Origin of the sequence: Enterobacter sp. 61D5 (genome assembly GCF_034107965.1) — a bacterium.
GTDB classification, from domain to species: domain Bacteria; phylum Pseudomonadota; class Gammaproteobacteria; order Enterobacterales; family Enterobacteriaceae; genus Enterobacter; species Enterobacter cloacae_M.
In genome coordinates this window covers 118,080-136,323 of sequence record NZ_JAWNFK010000008.1, presented here as the reverse complement: position 1 = coordinate 136,323, position 18,244 = coordinate 118,080, and the positions used below count along the sequence as shown (strand labels likewise).

Sequence of the window (18,244 nt, the reverse complement as noted above, 5' to 3'; positions counted from 1 at the left end):
CCCACAGGGAGAGGGAGAAAATCAACTACGCTTTACGCCTGAGCACTCGACAGTCCCACGGCAGCAGTACGGTATCGCCCGCTGCCACGGCATCGGTTATGCAGTCGGTATACCCTTTCGGCAGCGTGATGTACTGCTGCTGCGCCGTGTAGTTCTGTACAAACACCCAGGTGGTATCGCCATCCGTGCGCGCTGTGGCAACCACGCCCGGCGGGAGTTCACCCTCGATGGCGCGCGGCAGCGCCAGCTCGCTGATAATCCCGGCGAAGAAATCGCGCTGGAACGGCAGATCGTTGCGAGAAGCGACGTGCCACGCCTTGCCTTTCCCGACGCGGTTGACCGTTACCGCGGGGCGACCGGCGTAGAAATCATCGCGGTAGGTCGCCAGCACTTGTGCGGACTCCGCATGGATCAGCTCGCATAAATGCCGCACCTGATACGGCCCCTGCAGGCCTGCCGCGTTGCCCGCCAGCCCCTGAATCAGGTTGCGCTCCCCCTCGCCCAGGCAGTCGATCTCTTCCGCCCAGATGCCCAGGAGCTTGCGCAGCGGCCCAGGGAAACCGCCCAGATGGCAGAGATCGGTCTCATCCACCACGCCGGTCCAGTAGGTCGTCACCAGATGCCCGCCATTGGCCACAAAGGCTTCTGCCCGCTCGGCAAATCCATCGCGGATCATGTAAAGCATGGGGGCAATCACCAGCGCGTAGTGGCTAAGATCGCCGTCAGCGTCAATGACGTCCACAGCGATGCCTTTTTCCCAGAACGGACGATAGTGCTCGTTGACGGTTTTTTCGTACTCCATTCCCATATTGCGCGGACCTTCGGCATCGTCCAGCGCCCAGCGGTTTTGCTGGTCGAAGACGATCGCCACCCGGGCCTCGGTACGGCAGCCTGCGACCTCCGGCAGGCGGGCCAGCATCTCGCCCAGGCGCGTTACTTCACGCCCTACGCGGGTATCCAGATGCCCTACATGGTCGATAACCGCACCGTGGAATTTCTCCACCGACCCGCGGCTTTTACGCCACTGGAAGTACTGCACCGAATCCGCCCCGTGCGCCACCGCCTGCATTGACGAGAGAATATGCATCCCCGGCTTTTTCAGCTTGCTGGTTGGCTGCCAGTTGGTGGTGCTCGGCGTCGACTCCATCAGTACGAAGGGTTTGCCGCCCTTCAGGCTGCGCATCATGTCGTGATACATGGCGGTGTAGCAGGCAAGCGCCGTTTCGTCTCTCTCCCTATGCCACATCGGGTAGCTGTCCCAGGAGATAAAATCGATCGCCTTCGCAAGCTGCCAGTAGTCGTAGTCGTAGAAATACTCCATAAAGTTGGTGGTCACCGGCAGTTGTGCATTCGCGGCTTTTAGCGGGGCCACTTCATGGCGGCAGAAATCGGTCACATGCGCGGTATTGAAACGACGCCAGTCGAGGTTCAGGCCGTGAATCGACACTTCTCCCTGCGGCGCGGGGGACTCTATCTGCGACCAGTCGGTGTAGGTATGGCTCCAGAAGGTGCTCCACCACGCGTGGTTCAGCGCGTCCAGGGTTTTATAGCGCGCCTTCAGCCAGTCGCGAAAACGCGCCTGACACAGGTGACAGTGACATTCGCCGCCGTATTCATTGGAGATATGCCAGCCCAGCACCGCCGGATGGTGTGAATAACGCTCTGCCAGCAGGCGGTTAATGGTGAAGGTCTTCTCGCGGTACACCGGCGATGACATGCAGTGGTTATGCCGTCCTCCGTGCAGCGCGGGCACGCGGTTGCGCCCCACGCGCAGCACCTCAGGGTATTTTTGCGACATCCACGCCGGACGCGCGCCGCTTGGGGTAGCAAGGAAAATATGAATACCTGCCGCATACAGTTTTTCAATAATATTATCCAGCCACGCAAAATCATATTCCCCTTCACACGGCTCCAGCTTTGCCCAGCTAAATATCCCCACAGACATTACATTGCATTTGGCCTGCTGCATCATGGCAATATCTTTTTCAATAATACCGGGGTAATTCTCCCACTGCTCCGGGTTATAGTCGGCGCCATGCAATAACGCCGCGACCTTTGGGCTTAAAGGCGCAAATTTATTCATATTAAAAACGTCCTGAATGAAGATAAAAATTATTTAAATACCGTTATTGATGGCAGCACTTTTCCCTGACAATCAAATAACGCCTGATTCTCGCGGGCATTCCCCTCTTTCCATTCGTCATGGATATATTTCATGCCGGCTTTGGTCGCCCACGTGGTGCCCGGGACGGCAATCCAGGTCGGCTCCCAGTAAAAGATGCCCTTGCCGCGATGGTCCGGAACATCAATAACGGACTGCATTAAATCGTGAATATAATCGTACTGGCCCTGAACGGTGCCCGGATAGCCGCCGTCTTTTTCTTCTTTTGCCTGGAAGCTGTTCTCGGCGTTATCGCAGTTGTCCAGCGTGTAGCCGTATGCCGCTTCCACCACAATCACGTCTTTGTTATAGCGCTTGCTGATGTCATCCATATTGGCCTTCAGCGCGCTAATCGGACCGTTCCAGTAGGTGTACATCGACAGGCCGATAATATCGAACGGCACGTCGCGCTTCGCGATCTCGTCAAACCACCAGCGGAAGGTGTCATTTTTGGTCCCTTCCGCCAGGTGCAGCATGATTTTCACCTGCTCGCCGCCGGTCAGATTCTCTTTTAGCCCGCCAATCGCGGCGTTGAGCAGCCCGGCCAGGCGGTCAAATTCGCCGCCGCCCTGCCCCCAGCTTTTGCCTTCCGGCCACAGCATGCCGCCGTTGATTTCGTTACCGATCTGCACCATGTCGGGCAGGACGCCCTCTTTCTTAAAGCGGGCAATGGTATCGCGGGCGTAGTCATGGATCGCCGTTTTGAGCTGCGGGTAGTCCATCTTCTCCCAGGCTTTTGGCTTGAACTGTTTGCCCGGATCTGTCCAGAAATCGCTGTAGTGGAAGTCGAGCAGCAACTTCAGGCCCTGCGCCTTCACGCGCTTCGCCAGCGCAATCGTGTTTTCCAGGCTGTTACTGCCGCCGCCGTAGGTATTGCCGCTCGCATCCTGCGGGTCTACCCACAGGCGCAGGCGCACGGTGTTCACGCCGTTAGCTTTGAGGATAGCAATCGCGTCCTGCTGCTGGCCGTTCTGGTTATAGTATTTCGCGCCGTGTTGTTCTGCTTCCAGCAGGGTTGAAATATCCGCCCCCTTAATAAAATCCGCCGGCATGGCGTTAAATGGACGCGTTTTCACCGCCTCAGCAGCAAAAGCGCTTGCGGCAAGACCGCAGGAGAGGCAAACAGCGAGCAAAGCGGGTTTGAGTCTTTTCATGATTATCCCTTTGTGCTCCCGGAGGTCAGTCCGGAGACGAAATATTTTTGTAAGGCGAGGTAGAGGATCGCCACCGGCACCGCAATCAGGACCGCGCCTGCCGCGTAGGTGGTGTAGCTGGCACCCATTTTTTGCGCCACCAGGTTATAAAGCCCGATGGGTAAGGTGTATTTGTCCGGGGTGCGCAAAATGGTGCTGGAGAGAATGAAATCCCCCAGCGGCCCGGTGAAGGAGAAGAGCGCCACTACAGCCACAATCGGCTTCGAAAGCGGCATGATAATTTCGATGAAAATCCGGAAGTTGCTGGCCCCGTCCATGCGCGCTGATTCATCCAGATCTTTCGGAATGGCATCGAGGTAGCCTTTCATCAGGTAAGTGTTCATCGGGATCATGCCGCCCACGTAGATCAGCACCAGCGCCAGATGGCTATTGATAAGACCCAAAAGCTGGGACAGCACGAAGATGGCAATCAGCGCCGAGAACTGCGGGATCATCTGCAGCAGCAGGAACAGCATCAGCCCGTTCTGACGCCCCTTAAAGCGAAAGCGCGAAAACGCGTAGGCGGTAAAGCTGACGCTGATTAGGGTCAGCACCATGGTCAGAAAGCTGATTTTCATCGAGTTCCAGTACCAGGTCATGTAGTTCACCTGGCCGTTGAACAGGTCGGCGTAATGCTGCATCGAGAAGTTCTCGGGAATAATCGACGAGCTCAGCAGGCTATTACCCGCGTTAAACGACGCGCCGACCGTCCACACCAGCGGGTAAATGATGATTGTCGAGACCAGCACGATAACCAGCCAGGAGAGCGAGAGGCGTACCCACTTCTCACGTTTAATACTTTGTGATTGAGCCATTGTTGCGTTCCTTACGCCATGTCGTCATTTTTGAACGATTTCGTGGCGCGGAACTGCCACAGCGCCAGCCCGACGACAAAGATCGACAGCAGGATAGTGATGGTCGCCGCAATCGCGTATTGCGAAGAGGACATCGTCAGTTTGTAGATCCACGACACCAGGATATCCGTCCCACCCGCATTTGACCCCACCACCGCCGGACCGCCGTTATTGAACAGGTAGATGATGTTGAAGTTATTGAAGTTGAAGGTGTATTGGGTGATCAGAATCGGCGCAATCGAGTACAACACCAGCGGCAGCGTGATGGTGCGCAGCCTGGTCGCGCTGCTGGCGCCGTCCATGGTCGCCGCTTCGTACAGATCGTCCGGAATGGCCTGCAGCACGCCGGTGGTCATGGCAAAAACAAACGGGAAGCCGAGCCAGGTCTGCATCATAATCAGCGCCGTTTTGGTCCAAAACGGATCGGTCATCCACGCTTTTGGCGCGATGCCGAAGAAGGCCAGTATGGCGTTGTTGATCACCCCAAAGGAGTCGTTGAACATCCCGGCAAACACCAGAATGGTGACAAAACCCGGTACCGCCCACGGCAGAATGAAGATGGTGCGGATCAGCGGCTTAAAGCGCAGATCCTTCTGGTTGACCAGAATGGCCAGCAGCACGCCCACGGTACACTGCAGCGTGGTGGCGAGCAGCGTCCAGACCACCGTCCACTGCAGCACGTCGAAGAAGGTCGAACGCCAGATGGAAAGCGTGAAGATATTGATGAAGTTCTTAAAGCCGACCCAGTCCACCAGCTTTGCCGGCGGCGTGTGGTACAGGTTGTAGTTGGTAAAGGCGATGGCAAAGCCGAACAGGATGGGGAACACCACCACAAACACCAGCAGGATAAAGCCGGGCGTGATCATAAGATACGGGAAGCCGTCACTCAGCAGCATCTGGTACTGCTTGCGCACGCTGTTAAGTGCGAGTCCCTCATCGCGTTTTCTGCCATTCACCCACGCATCACGCATCGACAGGTACCAGACCATCACGCCAAACGCGGCGATCAGCACGCTGATGATCCCCTCAGCCAGCAGGAAGATGGAGTTATCCCGCGGCACCTCCTCGCCCAGCGTCACCAGCCCCCACAGCCCTTCGCGCAGAAAATCGGCGAATACGCCGATAAAACTGGCCAGCAGCACCAGGAAGATAATCCCTTTCAGCCACTGACGATGGTAGAACTGGCCGAAGCCGGGGATGACCGCCAGCAGCAGGCCGGTCCAGGCATGGCGCCCGGCCCCGTGCGTTCTGGCAAAATTTTCCGGGATGATACTCACAGACAACTCCTTTCAATAAAACGGGAGAGAGCCCTCCCGTTTTGCGACGGCAGAAAATTACTGGTTGCTGGCCTGCATGGCTTCGATTTGCATCTGGACCTGTTTTTCTGCGCTATCCAGCGCGGCTTTAGGATCCTGTTTGCCGGTCAGGCTCAGCTCCAGCGCGGCGTTGGCTGGCCCCCAGACTTCGCCCATCTCAGGGATGCCCGGCATGGCGGTTGCGCGCGCCGCCTGTACCGCGACTGCACTCGCTTTTTCGTCGTTTTTGATAACCGGATCGTCAATCATTGCCGTCAGCGGCGGGATCTCACGCGTGGCGATGTAGCGCGTTTTCACATACTGCGGCTGGTTGATGAATTCGATAAATTTCTGCGCCAGGGCTTTGTCTTTGCTCCACGTGGAGACAACGTAGCCTTTCACGCCGAGAAAAGAGCTCATCGGCTTGCCGTCCGGCAGCATTGGCAGCGGCGCCACGCCGTAGTTGATGCCTGCCGCTTCATACGGCTGGAATGCCCACGGCCCGTTGATCACGGCTGCCGCTTTCTTCTCGGTGAACAGGGAGTCAATGGCGTTCAGGCCGTTGTCACCAACTATCCCGGCCGGGAAGATCCCGTCGGCGTAGAATTTTTTCAGGTACGTCACGGCCTCTACCGCACCCGGCTTGTTGAGGCCAACGTCGCTGGCGTTATAGCCGCCCTTGTCGTTTTGACCGAAGATGTAGCCGCCCATCGGGGAAATTGCCCCCCAGCTGTAGTAAATCTGGTCGAACTTGGCGAGAAGGCCGTACTGGTTTTTCGCGCGCTGTTGTTTCGAAAAGTCATACCAGTCCTGCAGCGAGTTGAGGGGCTTGTCGATGAGATCTTTGTTGTAGATCAGCACCAGCGTCTCGACCGCTTTCGGCACGCCGTAAAGGGCATTATCCATTTTGAAGGCATTGATTGAGGCCGGGGTGTACTGTTCGGTCTGCTTAGCCTCCAGATTCAGAGGAGTCAGCAGCCCTTGCACCACGGCGCCGCCCAGCTGATCGTTAGGGATCACCAGCACGTCCGGGCCAATGCCCGCCGGGCCGTCCAGGCGCAGTTTTTCCAGCTGCTGGGCGTAAGGGGTTTCCTGGACGTTGACCTTAACGTCGTACTGTTTTTCAAAGTCGGCCACCGCATCCTTGATACCGGACGACTTCTTGATGTCTTCCCAGACGTTAAGCTGCGTGGTGGCATGTACCTGCACCGCGAGCGTAGAGAGGATCAGAGCGGCAAGTAGGTTCTTTTTCATTACAAACCTCATGTGAAGGTATAACAATTTTATGGTTGTTATGACATTTAACGCCTTTTCTGCCTCATCTAAAACTCCTCAAATTCAGATGCTGCACGTATGACATCAAATATCTTTGGTTTGGTATACGCTACCCTTCACATCATGATAACTCTACAAAAAACTGTAAGTTGTGTGATCGTCATAACATTAATGGAAAATCTGTATAGGGCGCATGAATACTGGAAGTTATAGTCAATGCAGACAAATTGCACCGTCCAGCTATGTTGACACATATTGTTATACGTAAAACATAGACAACGGTTTACTCGGGGAACACTGATGTCAAACATACAGTTGAGGAACGTCACCAAGCGCTTTGGCGACACCGTCACCTTGCACAACGTGAATCTTGAAATTGAAGACGGTGAATTCGCCGTCTTTGTTGGCCCTTCCGGCTGCGGTAAATCGACCATGCTGCGCATGATTGCCGGTCTGGAGGAGATTAGCGAAGGTGAAGTCTTAATCGGTAATGAGGTGATGAATGACGTTGCGCCTTCCCACCGCGGCGTGGCGATGGTGTTTCAGTCCTACGCGCTCTATCCGCACATGACGGTCGCCGAGAACATGGGCTACGGGCTGAAGGTGAATAAGGTCCCGAAAGATCGAATCCGTCATCAGGTGGAGATGGTGGCAAAAACGCTGCAGCTCTCCCACCTGCTGGAACGCAAACCTAAACAGCTCTCGGGCGGGCAGCGCCAGCGCGTGGCAATAGGCCGCGCCATCGTGCGCAATCCGCGCGTCTTTATGTTCGATGAACCGCTCTCTAACCTGGACGCCGAACTGCGCGTCGAGATGCGTCTTCACCTTGCCCGACTTCACCAGGAGCTGAAAACCACCATGGTGTATGTCACGCACGACCAGATCGAAGCGATGACCCTGGCCGACAAAATTGTGGTCATGAACTACGGCAAGGTTGAACAGATGGGTGCGCCGATGGATCTCTATTACAAACCGGCGAATAAGTTTGTCGCCGGGTTTATAGGTTCTCCGAAGATGAACTTTCTGCCGGCGACCGTTGAAGCCTGGCAGCCGGGCAAGCTCACCGTTAGATTGTCGCAGCAGAAGTCGCTCACGCTCGCGATGACCACCACACCGCTGCAGCCGGGCAGCCAGGTCACGCTGGGCATCCGTCCGGAACATTTAACCACCGACCTTCACCGCGGCACGCGGCTGGAATTTAACTGTGAAGTGGTGGAGCGACTGGGAAACAATACTTACCTGTTTGGGCAATGCTATGGCCATGACAACGTGAAGATCTTGCTGCCGGGCGACGTGAAGTTCGCCCCCTGGCAGAAGATAGACGTGGCGTTTGACGACCGTAACTGCATGGTTTTTGACGACCAGGATGTACGGGTGAGCGCTGAGATCGAAGATGCGGTGCGTTCGGTGGCTTAACGCGCGCCACCGTCAGCAAGCGCTCTCACCGCCCGCCCAAACGCCTCAATCGCCAGGGCAACATCCTCAGCCATCACTGATTCCGCCGGATGGTGGCTGACGCCCCCCCTGCAGCGCACAAACAGCATCCCGACCGGCCAGCGCTCTGCCAGGGCAATGGTGTCATGCCCGGCGCCGCTGGGCAGCGATAATGAACGCCCCTGCACCGACGTAACGGCGTCCCCCAGCAGATGCCGCAGGCGCGCATCGCACGGCGTGGCGGCAATGCGGTAAAACTCCTCGGCGCTGAAGTCCAGACCGCGGCGCGAGGCGATCGCCTGGGCATGTTCCAGCAGGTCGTTAAGCAACCGATCAAGAGGCGCATCCTGCGGACCGCGAATATCCAGCGAGAGCTGAACCTCGCCGGGGATTACGTTCACCGCCCCCGGCAGACAGCGCAGCTCGCCAACCGTCGCTACCAGGTTGCCGCCCTGCTGTCGGGTAGCGTTTTCAATGATAACCATCCACTCGGCGGCGGCGGCCAGCGCGTCCCTGCGGTGGAGCATCGGTACGGTTCCCGCGTGCCCGGCCTCGCCGGTAAAGCGGCAGTTCAGACGGCGCGCGCCGTTAATGGCTTCCACCACGCCAAGGGCGAGCGCCTCCTGCTCAAGGCATGGCCCCTGCTCAATATGCAGCTCCAGATAGGCGCTGAAATCCTCCTGACGGCGCGCGGCATGCAGCACGCGGGCAGGATCGAGCCCCACCAGGGTCATCGCCTGCGCCACGCTGATCCCGCTGGCGTCGGCTTTTTCCAGCCAGCCCTGCGGCCAGGTGCCCGTCAGCCCCCGGCTGCCTAACAGCGTAATGCCGAAGCGGGTCCCCTCTTCGTCGCAAAAGCCGACAATCTCAATCGCCTGGGCCAGATGCAGCCCCTGCTGGTGCAGGCCGTCCACCACTTCAATGGCGGTGAGCACCCCGAGCATGCCGTCGTAGCGTCCGGCGTTGCGCACGGTGTCCAGATGCGAGCCGAGCAGCACCGCCTGCGCCCCTTCCTGCGCGCCTTCGTAGCGTCCACAGATATTGCCCACGCTGTCCTGCCAGACGGTCATGCCCGCCTGGCGCATCCACTCTCCGACCAGCTGGTTGGCCTGCAGATGCTGCGTGGAGAGATAGACTCTCGTCAGCGCATCCGGGGTTTCGCTGATGGCGGCCAGCGCGTCGGCGCGCGCCATCACCCGTTCTGCCGCCGGGCTCATTGCGGCGTCTCGCGGCGATAGTGGTCCCACGCGGCCTGCATGGCGGCCCCCTGCGTGGTCGTGAATTTCAGGTAGTTCAGCACCGACTCCAGCGCGCTCAGGGTGGTCATCACGCAGTCCTTGCGCGCGTTGTAGCCCATGGTGCCAATCCGCCACACCTTGCCGTGCAGCGGGCCAAACGAGGTGCCGATTTCAATCCCGAAATCTTCCAGCATCAGCTTACGCACCTGGTCGCCGTTAACGCCCTGCGGGATCGCCACGCCCAGCACGTTGTTCATCTTGTGCTTCAGGTCGCCGAAGGTCTCCAGCCCCATCGCCTGAATGCCCTTCAGCAGCGCATCGCCGTGCAGCTTATGGCGCGCGATGCCGTTATCCAGCCCTTCCTGCAGGATCAGCCGCGCGCATTCGCGGGCGCCAAACAGCGCGGTGGTGGCTTCGGTATGGTGGTTCAGCCGCTCCGGCCCCCAGTAGTCCATCACCATGCCGAGATCGAAATAGTTGGAGTAGATCATCTCCTCGTCGCCGTCGCGGTGGGCGTCGGTACGAATGCCCTCCTCAACGCATTTGCGGCGACGGATCGCCTCCTCCATGCGCGCGCTCAGGGTGATCGGCGAGGTGCCCGACGGGCCGCCGAGGCACTTCTGCATCCCGGCCGAGACGGCATCCAGCCCCCAGGCGTCGGTCTCCAGCGCGTTGCCGCCGAGCGACGCGGTGGCGTCGGTGTAGAACAGCACGTCGTAGCGGCGGCAGATGGCGCCGAGCTCGGCGAGCGGCTGCAGCATGGTGGTGGAGGTGTCGCCCTGCACGGTCAGCAGCAGGCGCGGACGAATACGCTTAATCGCATCCTCCACCTGGTCCGGGGTAAACACCTCGCCCCACGGCACCTCGACGGTATGCACCTCCGCGCGGCAGCGGCGGGCAATTTCGCACAGCAAATGACCAAAGCGGCCAAAGACCGGCACCAGCACCTTATCTCCCGGGCGGATGGCGGAGACCAGAATGGCTTCAATTCCCGCGCGGGAGGTGCCGTCCACCAGCATCGTCCAGCGGTTCTCGGTGCGGAACACCCCGCGATAGAGCGCCATCACCTCGTTCATGTAGTGGGTCATGGCCGGATCGTACTGGCCAATCAGCTGGCTCGACATGGCGCGCAGCACGCGCGGGTCGGCGTTGATCGGGCCCGGCCCCATCAGCAGGCGCTGGGGCGGATTGATTTGCGTAAAGCGTGCGATATCCATTTGTCAGTCCTTATCAGTTGAGGCCGCGCACGGAGGAGATGAACTGCTTCAGTTCCGTGGTCTGCGGGTTAGCGAACAGCGTTTTGCTGTCGCCCTGCTCCCAGACTTTCCCCTGGTGCATAAACACCACGCGGTCGCCCACTTCGCGGGCAAAATTCATTTCATGGGTAACAAGTATCAGCGTCATCCCCTCGGCTGCCAGCTGCTCCAGCACCTTAAGCACTTCGCCCACCAGCTCCGGGTCGAGCGCGGAGGTGATCTCGTCGCAGAGTAAAACTTTAGGCGACATCGCCAGCGCGCGGGCAATCGCCACGCGCTGCTGCTGGCCGCCGGAGAGGCTCGACGGGTAGTAATCCAGACGATCGCCTAAGCCCACTTTCTCCAGCATGCGCTGCGCCAGCTCGCGGCATTCGGCGACGCTTTTCTTCAGCACCCGACGCGGGGCGAGCATCACGTTTTCCAGCGCCGTCATGTGCGGGAACAGGTTGAAGCTCTGGAACACCATCCCGACCGAGCGGCTGATTTCGCGCGCCTGAGAATCCCGGTCGGTAATGGTCATGCCGCCCAGCTTGATGCTGCCGTCCTGATAGCCTTCCAGTCCGTTGATGCAGCGCAGCAGCGTGCTTTTGCCCGATCCGCTGCGTCCGATAATGGAGATCACCTGGCCCATGTCGATATCCAGATCGACGCCCTTGAGCACGTGGTTATCGCCGTAGTATTTCTGCACCTGATTAATGGTGATGAGAGGCATTGAATTTCGTCTCCAGATAGCGGCTGTAGCGCGACAGCGGGTAACACAGAATGAAGTAGCCCAGCGCCACCAGCGCAAAGACCTTAAACGGCTGATACGTCACGTTGGTCAGCATGGTCCCGGCCTTAGTCAGCTCGATAAAGCCGATAATCGACGCCAGGGCGGTGCCTTTGATCACCTGCACGGCAAAGCCGACCGTCGGGGCGATGCCGATGCGCAGAGCCTGCGGGGCAACCACGCGAAACAGGGTCTGGCCGAAGGTCAGCCCCAGACAGCGCGACGCTTCCCACTGCCCTTTCGGCAGGGCGCGAATACTGCCAAACCAGATATCGAGCAGGAACGCGCTGGTGTAGAAGGTGAGCGCCAGCGAGGCGGCGGTCCACGGCGAAACGTCGATGCCGAACAGCGCCACGCCGAAGAAGGCCAGGAACAGCTGCATCAGCAGCGGCGTGCCCTGAAACAGCTCAATATAGCCGCGGATGATGCGCCTGACCGTACGCCCGCCCGTGAGGCGCAGCAGCAGGAGCGGCAGCGTCACCGCCGCCCCGCCGACAAACGCCACCAGCGACAGCAGCACCGTCCAGCGTCCGGCCAGCAGCAGGTTGCGAATAATGTCCCAGTCGGTAAAGGTGGTCATCATGCCTGCACCCCCAGCCATTTGCGTCCCGCCGCCATCATCAGCTGGCGCAGGGTAATCGACAGCGCTAAGTAAATCCCGGTTGTCACCAGATAAACCTCAAAGCTCAGAAACGTTCTGGACTGGATCAGATTAGCGGCGAAGGTCAGCTCTTCATACGAGACCTGCGACACCACAGACGAGCCGAGCATCACGATAATGCACTGGCTCACCAGCGCCGGGTAAATGCGCTGCAGCGCGGGCGGCAACACCACGCGAATAAAGGTCTGCAGGCGGGTCAGCCCCAGCACGCGTCCGGCCTCCCACTGCCCTTTCGGCGTGACCTGAATGCCCGCGCGGATAATCTCTGTGCTGTAGGCGCCCAGGTTCACCACCATGGCCAGCAGCGCCGCTTCCCCGGCCGTCATCTTCAGCCCGAGATTCGGCAGGCCGAAGACGATGAAAAACAGCTGCACCACAAACGGCGTGTTGCGGATAATTTCCACGTAGCCGCCCCAGATCCGGCTGAACCAGGTTTTGCGTCCGCTGCGGATCGCCGCCCCGAAAATCCCTATCGCCAGCCCGCCGACGGTCGCCATCACCGTCAGCTGAACGGTGACCCACAGCCCTGCCAGCAGCTCCGGCCAGTGCGGCCAGAGCGCGGAGAAATCAAGTTGCTCAGTCATCGGCTCAGGCGCCAAGGTTTGCCGGCAGCGGGGCCTTCAGCCATTGCTCAGACAGGCCGTTCAGCGTGCCGTCCTTGATGCCCTGCTCAATCAGCGCATCCACCTTTTCCTTCAGGGCCGGTTCGTTTTTCTTCAGGCCAATAAAGCACGGCGAATCTTTCAGCATAAAGCTCGGCACCGGGGCTTTATCCGCGTTCTGGCGCGAAATGGCCGCCACCACGAGGTTGCCGGTTGCCACGTACTGCACCTGTCCGGAGAGGTAGGCGGAGAGCGTGGTGTTGTTATCCTCGTAGCGCTTCACGTCCGCGTCTTTCGGAGCCAGGCCGGTCAGCACCATGTCCTCCACCGCCCCGCGCGTCACGCCGATGGTTTTTCCGCTCAGCGCGGCGGCATCTTTCAGCTCGGCGCCTTTCGGACCAAACACGCCGAGGAAGAACGGCGCGTAGGCGCGGCTAAAGTCGATCACCTTCTCGCGCTCCGGGTTTTTACCGAGGCTTGAAATGACCAGATCCACCTTATCGGTTTGCAGATACGGCACGCGGTTGGCGCTGGTCACCGGCACCAGCTGTAGCTTGAGCTTCATCTGTTTGGCCAGATAGCGCGCCATGTCGATGTCATAGCCCTGCGGCTGCAGGTCGGTCCCCACCGAGCCAAACGGCGGGAAGTCCTGCGGAACGGCAATGCGGATGGTGCCGCGCTTCTCGATATCCTGAAGCTGGTCAGCCTTTGCCGGCAGCTGTGTGAAGAGACATGCGGCCCCGGCCAGTGCAATCAACAATTTTTTCATGGTGCTTCCCCGTAACGTTAACATGAAACAAAAGATTCTTTGAATGTGATTTTGCAACTAATGTGCCAGATAGGGCGAAGCGGGAAATATTCTTGTAAAGCCTGATAAAACGGGGATGGGTCGAAAAAACGAGCATTTTCCCGACTTGCCACATGCACCATTTTAATGCAAAGCACCACCCTGATGCCCCATTATCGTTGTTCGAGTTCGTCCAACTGCTGGTAGAGGGAGGCAATCTCGTGAATGCGCGGACGGCCTTTATCGAGAATCTCATGCAGGAAAGCGTTCGCCAGCAGGTTGATCAGGCTGTTGACCGAGGAGTAGCTGTCATAGGCCGAGACGCTGTCCAGCGGGGCGCAGAGCTGCCAGCTCGCCAGCGGAAACAGGCTGTGCGCCTGCGGCTCGCACATCAGCAGCACCGGAATACCGCTGCTCTGAAGCTGCTGCATCAGCGGGCGGATGATGCGCGGGCGGCGGCGAAAGGCCATCATGACCACCAGATCTTCCGGCGTTAAATCCACCAGCTCTTCGCCCAGGCTCTGCCCCGGCTGCGGCAGGACCAGCACCTGACCGCGCGCCTGCAGCAGCTGCTGACGCAGGTGCAGCGCCGCCGGATAGGCGTTACGCATGCCGATAATGACGATGCGCCGCGCCTTCACCATGCAGGCCATGGCGTCGGCAAACTGCTGCGCGTCGAGGGCATTGACCCACTGGGTCAGGTTCACCATCTCCTGCTTATAGTGGCGCGCCAGCAGCGTGTTCCCCTGCACCGCGTCGCGGTTATCGGTGAGCGGCATCCCGCTCTGGCGCAGGGTGCGCAGCTCGTCGCGCATGTCCTTATATTTCTCATAGCCCAGACGCTTAAACAGACGGCTGACCGTGGCCTTCGACACCCCGCTCAGCTGCGCCAGCTCGGCGCTGTTGTAGCTAATCAGGTCATCAAAATGGTCGAAAATAAAGTCCGCCACCCGCTGCTCCTGCGGCGACAGCGACGGGTACTGTGCTTTCAGACGTTCATCCAGTTGTTCCATAGCGCCTCTGTAACTTTTGTTTCATCACATTGTACCTTTTATTATGCGTATTCATTATACGTGCCAGTTTACTGAAACTTTTCTTTCAGAACTGGAACAGCTTTTGCAGCACCTTGTGACTTTCAGAGTTACGAGGACTCTTCATGCAAAGTAATGTTTCCACGCACGGCATGGCCGTTGCGCCCCACCATCTTGCCAGCCAGAGCGCGCTGGCGGTGCTGCGCGAAGGCGGCAGCGCGATAGAGGCGATGGTCGCCGCGGCGGCCACCGTTGCCGTGGTTTACCCGCACATGAACGGGCTGGGCGGCGATGGCTTCTGGCTTATCGTGCCGCCGGAAGGCGACCCTGTCGCCATTGATGCCAGCGGCGCGGCGGGATCGCGCGCAACGCTCGCCGCCTACGACGGGCTGGCGCATATTCCCCACCGCGGCCCCCGCGCGGCGCTGACCGTCGCCGGCACGGTGAGCGGCTGGGACGAGGCGCTGAAGGTCTCGCGCGAGATGACCGGCAAGGCGCTGCCGCTGGCCCGCCTGCTGGCCGACGCCATTGACTATGCGCAGAACGGCACGCCGGTCACGGCCTCGCAGGCCTATGCCACGGCCAGCAAATTCGACGAGCTGAAGGACATCCCCGGCTTCGCGGAAACCTGGCTGGTGGACGGCAAGCCGCCAGAGGTCGGGAGCCGCTTTTACCAGCCCGCCATGGCCACGACGTTGACGCGCCTGGCGGAGGACGGTCTGGACAGCTTTTACCGCGGCCCGCTGGCGGACGTGCTGGCGCACGGCATGGAGACGCTGGGCCTGCCCGTGACGCTGGCCGATTTGCGCACGCACGTCGCCCGGCGCACCGCGCCGCTGAGGCTGCAGCATCAGCAGGGGGAGATCTTTAACCACGCCCCGCCGACGCAGGGGCTGGTCTCGCTGGCGATACTCGGCATCACCGACCGCCTGAACATGGCCGAGGCCGACGACGCCGACACCATTCACCGCATCGTTGAAGCCACCAAGCTGGCCTTTGGCCTGCGCGATGCCCACATCACCGACCCGCGCGAGCTGAAAACCGATATTCAGGGTCTGCTGGATCCCGCCGCGCTGCAGGCGCTTGCCGACAGGGTTGACGACGGCCGCGCCGCGCCGTGGGGCACCGGAAAAGGCCCCGGCGATACGGTGTGGATGGGAGTGATGGATAACAGCGGGCTTGCCGTGTCGTTTATCCAGAGTATCTATCACGAGTTCGGCAGCGGCGTGGTGCTGCCCGACACCGGCATCGTCTGGCAGAACCGGGGGGCATCGTTCAGCCTCGATCCCGCTAGTCTTCTGGCCCTCGCGCCGGGCAAGCAGCCTTTCCATACCCTGAACCCGGCGGCGGCGCGTCTTAAGGACGGGCGCGTGATGGTTTACGGATCGATGGGCGGCGACGGCCAGCCGCAAACCCAGGCCGCGCTTTTTACCCGCTACGCGATTCAGGGCGTGCCACTGCAGGAGAGCATTTCCCGCCCGCGCTGGCTGCTGGGGCGCACCTGGGGACAAACCTCGGACACGTTAAAACTGGAAGGCCGCTTTACTGCTGAGACGGTCTCTCAGCTCCGGGCGCTGGGTCACGAGGTGGAAATGTTCCCTGACTTTAGTGAAGCGATGGGCCACGCGGGCGCGATTGTCCGCCACCCGAACGGCCTGTTCGAAGGAGCATTTGACCCGCGCAGCAACGGCGCGGCCGCCGGATTCTGAGGAGAAAACAATGACGACACACCAACCCGACTGGCACGCGTATCTGGCGCAAATGGAAACCGTGCTCGGCGTGACGCTGGACGACACCCGTCGCGCCGAGCTGCAGGTGCAGTTCAGCCGCATTGCAAGCATGGCCGCCCCGCTGATGGCGCTGCCGCTCGACGACCGTCTGGAGATCGCAGGAGTATACAAAGCATGAGGCTACACGAGATGAGTATCAGCGCGATCCAGCATGCGCTGGGCGCGGGCGAGCTGAGCGCTCGCGAGATTGCCAGCCAGACGCTGGAGGCGATTGCGCGCGTGAATCCGCAGATCGGTGCCTGGACCGCCGTAACGGAAGCACGCATGCTCGCCGAAGCCGAGAGCATCGACACCCTGCGCCGCGAGAAGCGTCCCCTGCCGCCGCTGGCGGGCGTGCCCTACGCGGTAAAAAACCTGTTCGACGTGGTCGGTCACACCACCCTTGCCGGGGCAGAGCTGTTCAGCCAGCGTCCTGCCGCGGCCGCTGACAGCTTCGCGGTGCGCCAGCTGCGCAGCGCGGGCGGACTGCTGACCGGGATGGTGAACATGGACGCCTACGCCTACGGCTTTACTACCGAAAACAGCCACTACGGCACGACGCGTAACCCGCACGATCTGGCGCGCATTGCGGGCGGGTCGTCCGGAGGCTCGGCCGCCGCCGTGGCCGCCGGGCTGGTGCACTTTTCGCTCGGCACCGACACCAACGGCTCGATTCGCGTTCCGGCCTCCCTGTGTGGCATCTATGGCCTGAAGCCCACCTTTGGCCGCCTGTCGCGATCCGGCAGCCATCCGTTTGTCGCGAGCCTCGATCATATCGGCCCCTTTGCCCGCCGCGTGTGCGATCTGGCGTCCGTCTACGACGCGCTGCAGGGCCGGGACAGCAGCGACGCTTTTCAGGCAGAGAGCTCGCGCGAGCAGACGCGTCCCCTCCTCGACCGCGGGCTTGACGGCCTGCGCTGCGCGGTGCTCGGCGGCTACTTCACCACCTGGTGCGATGCGGATGCCAGAGACGCCGTGGCGCGGGTGGCGAAGGCGCTCGACGTGCAGGATGAGCTGCAGTTCCCGGACGCCGAACTGGCGCGCTCCGCGGCGTTTATCATCAGCGCCGCCGAAGGGGGAAACCAGTACCTGCCCGCGCTTCGCCGCGAGCCCGAGCGTTTTGAACCGCACTCCCGCGAACGGCTGCTGGCAGGCGCGATGATCCCCTCCGCCTGGTATATTCAGGCCCAGCGGTTTCGCGCGCACGCCCGGCAGACGTTTAAAACCCTGTTCGCGCAGGCCGACGTGCTGATCGCCCCGGCAACGCCGCGCAGCGCCACGCTCGCGGGTGAGCAGACCATGGAGATTAACGGTCAGCCGCTCCCCATTCGCGCCAGCATGGGGATGCTGACCCAGCCGATTTCATTTTTAGGCCTGCCCGTGACCACCGTTCCGCTGCGCACAGCGCAGGGTGCGCCGATTGGCCTGCAGCTGATTGCCGCGCCGTTTAACGAGCAGGCCTGCCTGCGCGTTGCGCGCGTGCTGGAAGAAAGCGGCATCACCGATGCCCGCCCGGCGGAGGTGGCCGCATGATGAATCATGATGACATTAACCTGCCGTGGGTAGTCGCCGAGGTGACCGACGCGTTTTACCGCTATGAAGACGCGCTGGTCAGCAACAACGTTGCGGTGCTGGACGAGCTGTTCTGGCATGACAAAAACACGGTGCGTCTGGGAGCGGGTGAAAACCTGTACGGGATTGATGAAATCCGCGCCTTTCGCGCGGCGCGCCCGCCCGTCGGGCTGCAGCGGACGCTGCGCCACACCGTGATCACCACCTTCGGTGAGGATTACGCCGTGTGCAGCACCGAGTTTACCCGCGAGAGCACGGAGCGCATTGGCCGCCAGCAGCAGACGTGGGTGCGGTTTGCCTACGGGTGGCGGATCGTGGCGGCGCAGGTGAGTGTGATGTCGTAAGAT

The 18,244-nt window shown here is 60.4% G+C and carries 17 protein-coding genes; 5 read left to right on the top strand and 12 right to left on the bottom strand.

Annotated features, from left to right (window positions below; all coding sequences use genetic code 11):
• Positions 1-25: 25 nt before the first annotated feature.
• Genes UTM25_RS09565 through UTM25_RS09545 form a run of 5 tightly spaced genes read right to left on the bottom strand, consistent with a single transcriptional unit; the run spans position 26 to position 6,757 of the window.
• Positions 26-2,083: a beta-galactosidase gene (locus tag UTM25_RS09565; protein WP_194400029.1), complete on the bottom strand. Its 2,058-nt coding sequence runs from the start codon at positions 2,081-2,083 to the stop codon at positions 26-28.
• A gap of 29 nt (positions 2,084-2,112) precedes the next feature.
• Positions 2,113-3,315, bottom strand: coding sequence for an arabinogalactan endo-beta-1,4-galactanase (locus tag UTM25_RS09560; protein ID WP_194400028.1), 1,203 nt, complete (start codon positions 3,313-3,315; stop codon positions 2,113-2,115).
• A 2-nt stretch (positions 3,316-3,317) separates the two neighbouring features.
• A complete protein-coding gene (locus UTM25_RS09555) occupies positions 3,318-4,169 on the bottom strand; it encodes a sugar ABC transporter permease (protein WP_194400027.1) in 852 nt (283 codons plus the stop codon).
• 11 nt (positions 4,170-4,180) lie between these two features.
• Positions 4,181-5,485 carry a carbohydrate ABC transporter permease gene (locus UTM25_RS09550; protein ID WP_282454305.1) on the bottom strand — a complete coding sequence of 435 codons (1,305 nt, stop codon included), beginning with the start codon at positions 5,483-5,485 and terminating at the stop codon, positions 4,181-4,183.
• A 57-nt stretch (positions 5,486-5,542) separates the two neighbouring features.
• Positions 5,543-6,757, bottom strand: coding sequence for an extracellular solute-binding protein (locus UTM25_RS09545; RefSeq protein WP_194400026.1), 1,215 nt, complete (start codon positions 6,755-6,757; stop codon positions 5,543-5,545).
• 321 nt (positions 6,758-7,078) lie between these two features.
• Between UTM25_RS09545 and UTM25_RS09540 the strand changes: the two genes are divergently transcribed.
• Positions 7,079-8,194 (top strand): ABC transporter ATP-binding protein, encoded by a 1,116-nt coding sequence (locus UTM25_RS09540; protein WP_194400025.1) that lies wholly within the window; start codon positions 7,079-7,081, stop codon positions 8,192-8,194.
• Here UTM25_RS09540 and hpxK read toward each other — a convergent pair.
• From hpxK to hpxU, 7 genes are all read right to left on the bottom strand, one after another.
• Positions 8,191-9,429 carry an allantoate amidohydrolase gene (hpxK, locus tag UTM25_RS09535; protein WP_194400024.1) on the bottom strand — a complete coding sequence of 413 codons (1,239 nt, stop codon included), beginning with the start codon at positions 9,427-9,429 and terminating at the stop codon, positions 8,191-8,193. The two genes, UTM25_RS09540 and hpxK, sit on opposite strands and share 4 nt — an antisense overlap.
• Positions 9,426-10,667, bottom strand: a complete 1,242-nt coding sequence (locus UTM25_RS09530) for a pyridoxal-phosphate-dependent aminotransferase family protein (protein ID WP_194400023.1) — start codon at positions 10,665-10,667, stop codon at positions 9,426-9,428. Before UTM25_RS09530 ends, hpxK begins: the two co-directional genes overlap by 4 nt.
• Before the next feature lie 13 nt (positions 10,668-10,680).
• The gene (locus UTM25_RS09525; protein WP_194400022.1) at positions 10,681-11,418 is read right to left on the bottom strand and encodes an amino acid ABC transporter ATP-binding protein; all 738 of its coding nucleotides are present in this window, start codon (positions 11,416-11,418) and stop codon (positions 10,681-10,683) included.
• The gene (locus UTM25_RS09520) at positions 11,399-12,055 is read right to left on the bottom strand and encodes an amino acid ABC transporter permease (protein ID WP_071884868.1); all 657 of its coding nucleotides are present in this window, start codon (positions 12,053-12,055) and stop codon (positions 11,399-11,401) included. Before UTM25_RS09520 ends, UTM25_RS09525 begins: the two co-directional genes overlap by 20 nt.
• Positions 12,055-12,720, bottom strand: coding sequence for an amino acid ABC transporter permease (locus tag UTM25_RS09515; RefSeq protein ID WP_194400021.1), 666 nt, complete (start codon positions 12,718-12,720; stop codon positions 12,055-12,057). Before UTM25_RS09515 ends, UTM25_RS09520 begins: the two co-directional genes overlap by 1 nt.
• A 4-nt stretch (positions 12,721-12,724) precedes the next feature.
• The gene (locus tag UTM25_RS09510; RefSeq protein WP_194400020.1) at positions 12,725-13,507 is read right to left on the bottom strand and encodes a transporter substrate-binding domain-containing protein; all 783 of its coding nucleotides are present in this window, start codon (positions 13,505-13,507) and stop codon (positions 12,725-12,727) included.
• Between the two features lie 191 nt (positions 13,508-13,698).
• Positions 13,699-14,538: a MurR/RpiR family transcriptional regulator HpxU gene (gene hpxU / locus UTM25_RS09505; RefSeq protein ID WP_320714683.1), complete on the bottom strand. Its 840-nt coding sequence runs from the start codon at positions 14,536-14,538 to the stop codon at positions 13,699-13,701.
• A gap of 143 nt (positions 14,539-14,681) precedes the next feature.
• On the opposite strand from hpxU, the gene hpxW reads away from it, so the two are divergent.
• The 4 genes from hpxW to hpxZ are packed head-to-tail and all read left to right on the top strand — an operon-like array spanning position 14,682 to position 18,241.
• Positions 14,682-16,265, top strand: a complete 1,584-nt coding sequence (hpxW, locus tag UTM25_RS09500; RefSeq protein WP_194400019.1) for an oxamate amidohydrolase — start codon at positions 14,682-14,684, stop codon at positions 16,263-16,265.
• A 10-nt stretch (positions 16,266-16,275) separates the two neighbouring features.
• Complete coding sequence (gene hpxX, locus UTM25_RS09495; RefSeq protein WP_194400018.1) at positions 16,276-16,464, top strand: oxalurate catabolism protein HpxX; 189 nt, start codon at positions 16,276-16,278, stop codon at positions 16,462-16,464.
• Positions 16,461-17,858, top strand: a complete 1,398-nt coding sequence (locus UTM25_RS09490) for an AtzE family amidohydrolase (protein ID WP_194400017.1) — start codon at positions 16,461-16,463, stop codon at positions 17,856-17,858. The genes hpxX and UTM25_RS09490 overlap by 4 nt, the downstream gene beginning before the upstream one ends.
• Positions 17,855-18,241, top strand: coding sequence for an oxalurate catabolism protein HpxZ (gene hpxZ, locus UTM25_RS09485; RefSeq protein WP_194400016.1), 387 nt, complete (start codon positions 17,855-17,857; stop codon positions 18,239-18,241). Before UTM25_RS09490 ends, hpxZ begins: the two co-directional genes overlap by 4 nt.
• Positions 18,242-18,244: the final 3 nt, after the last annotated feature.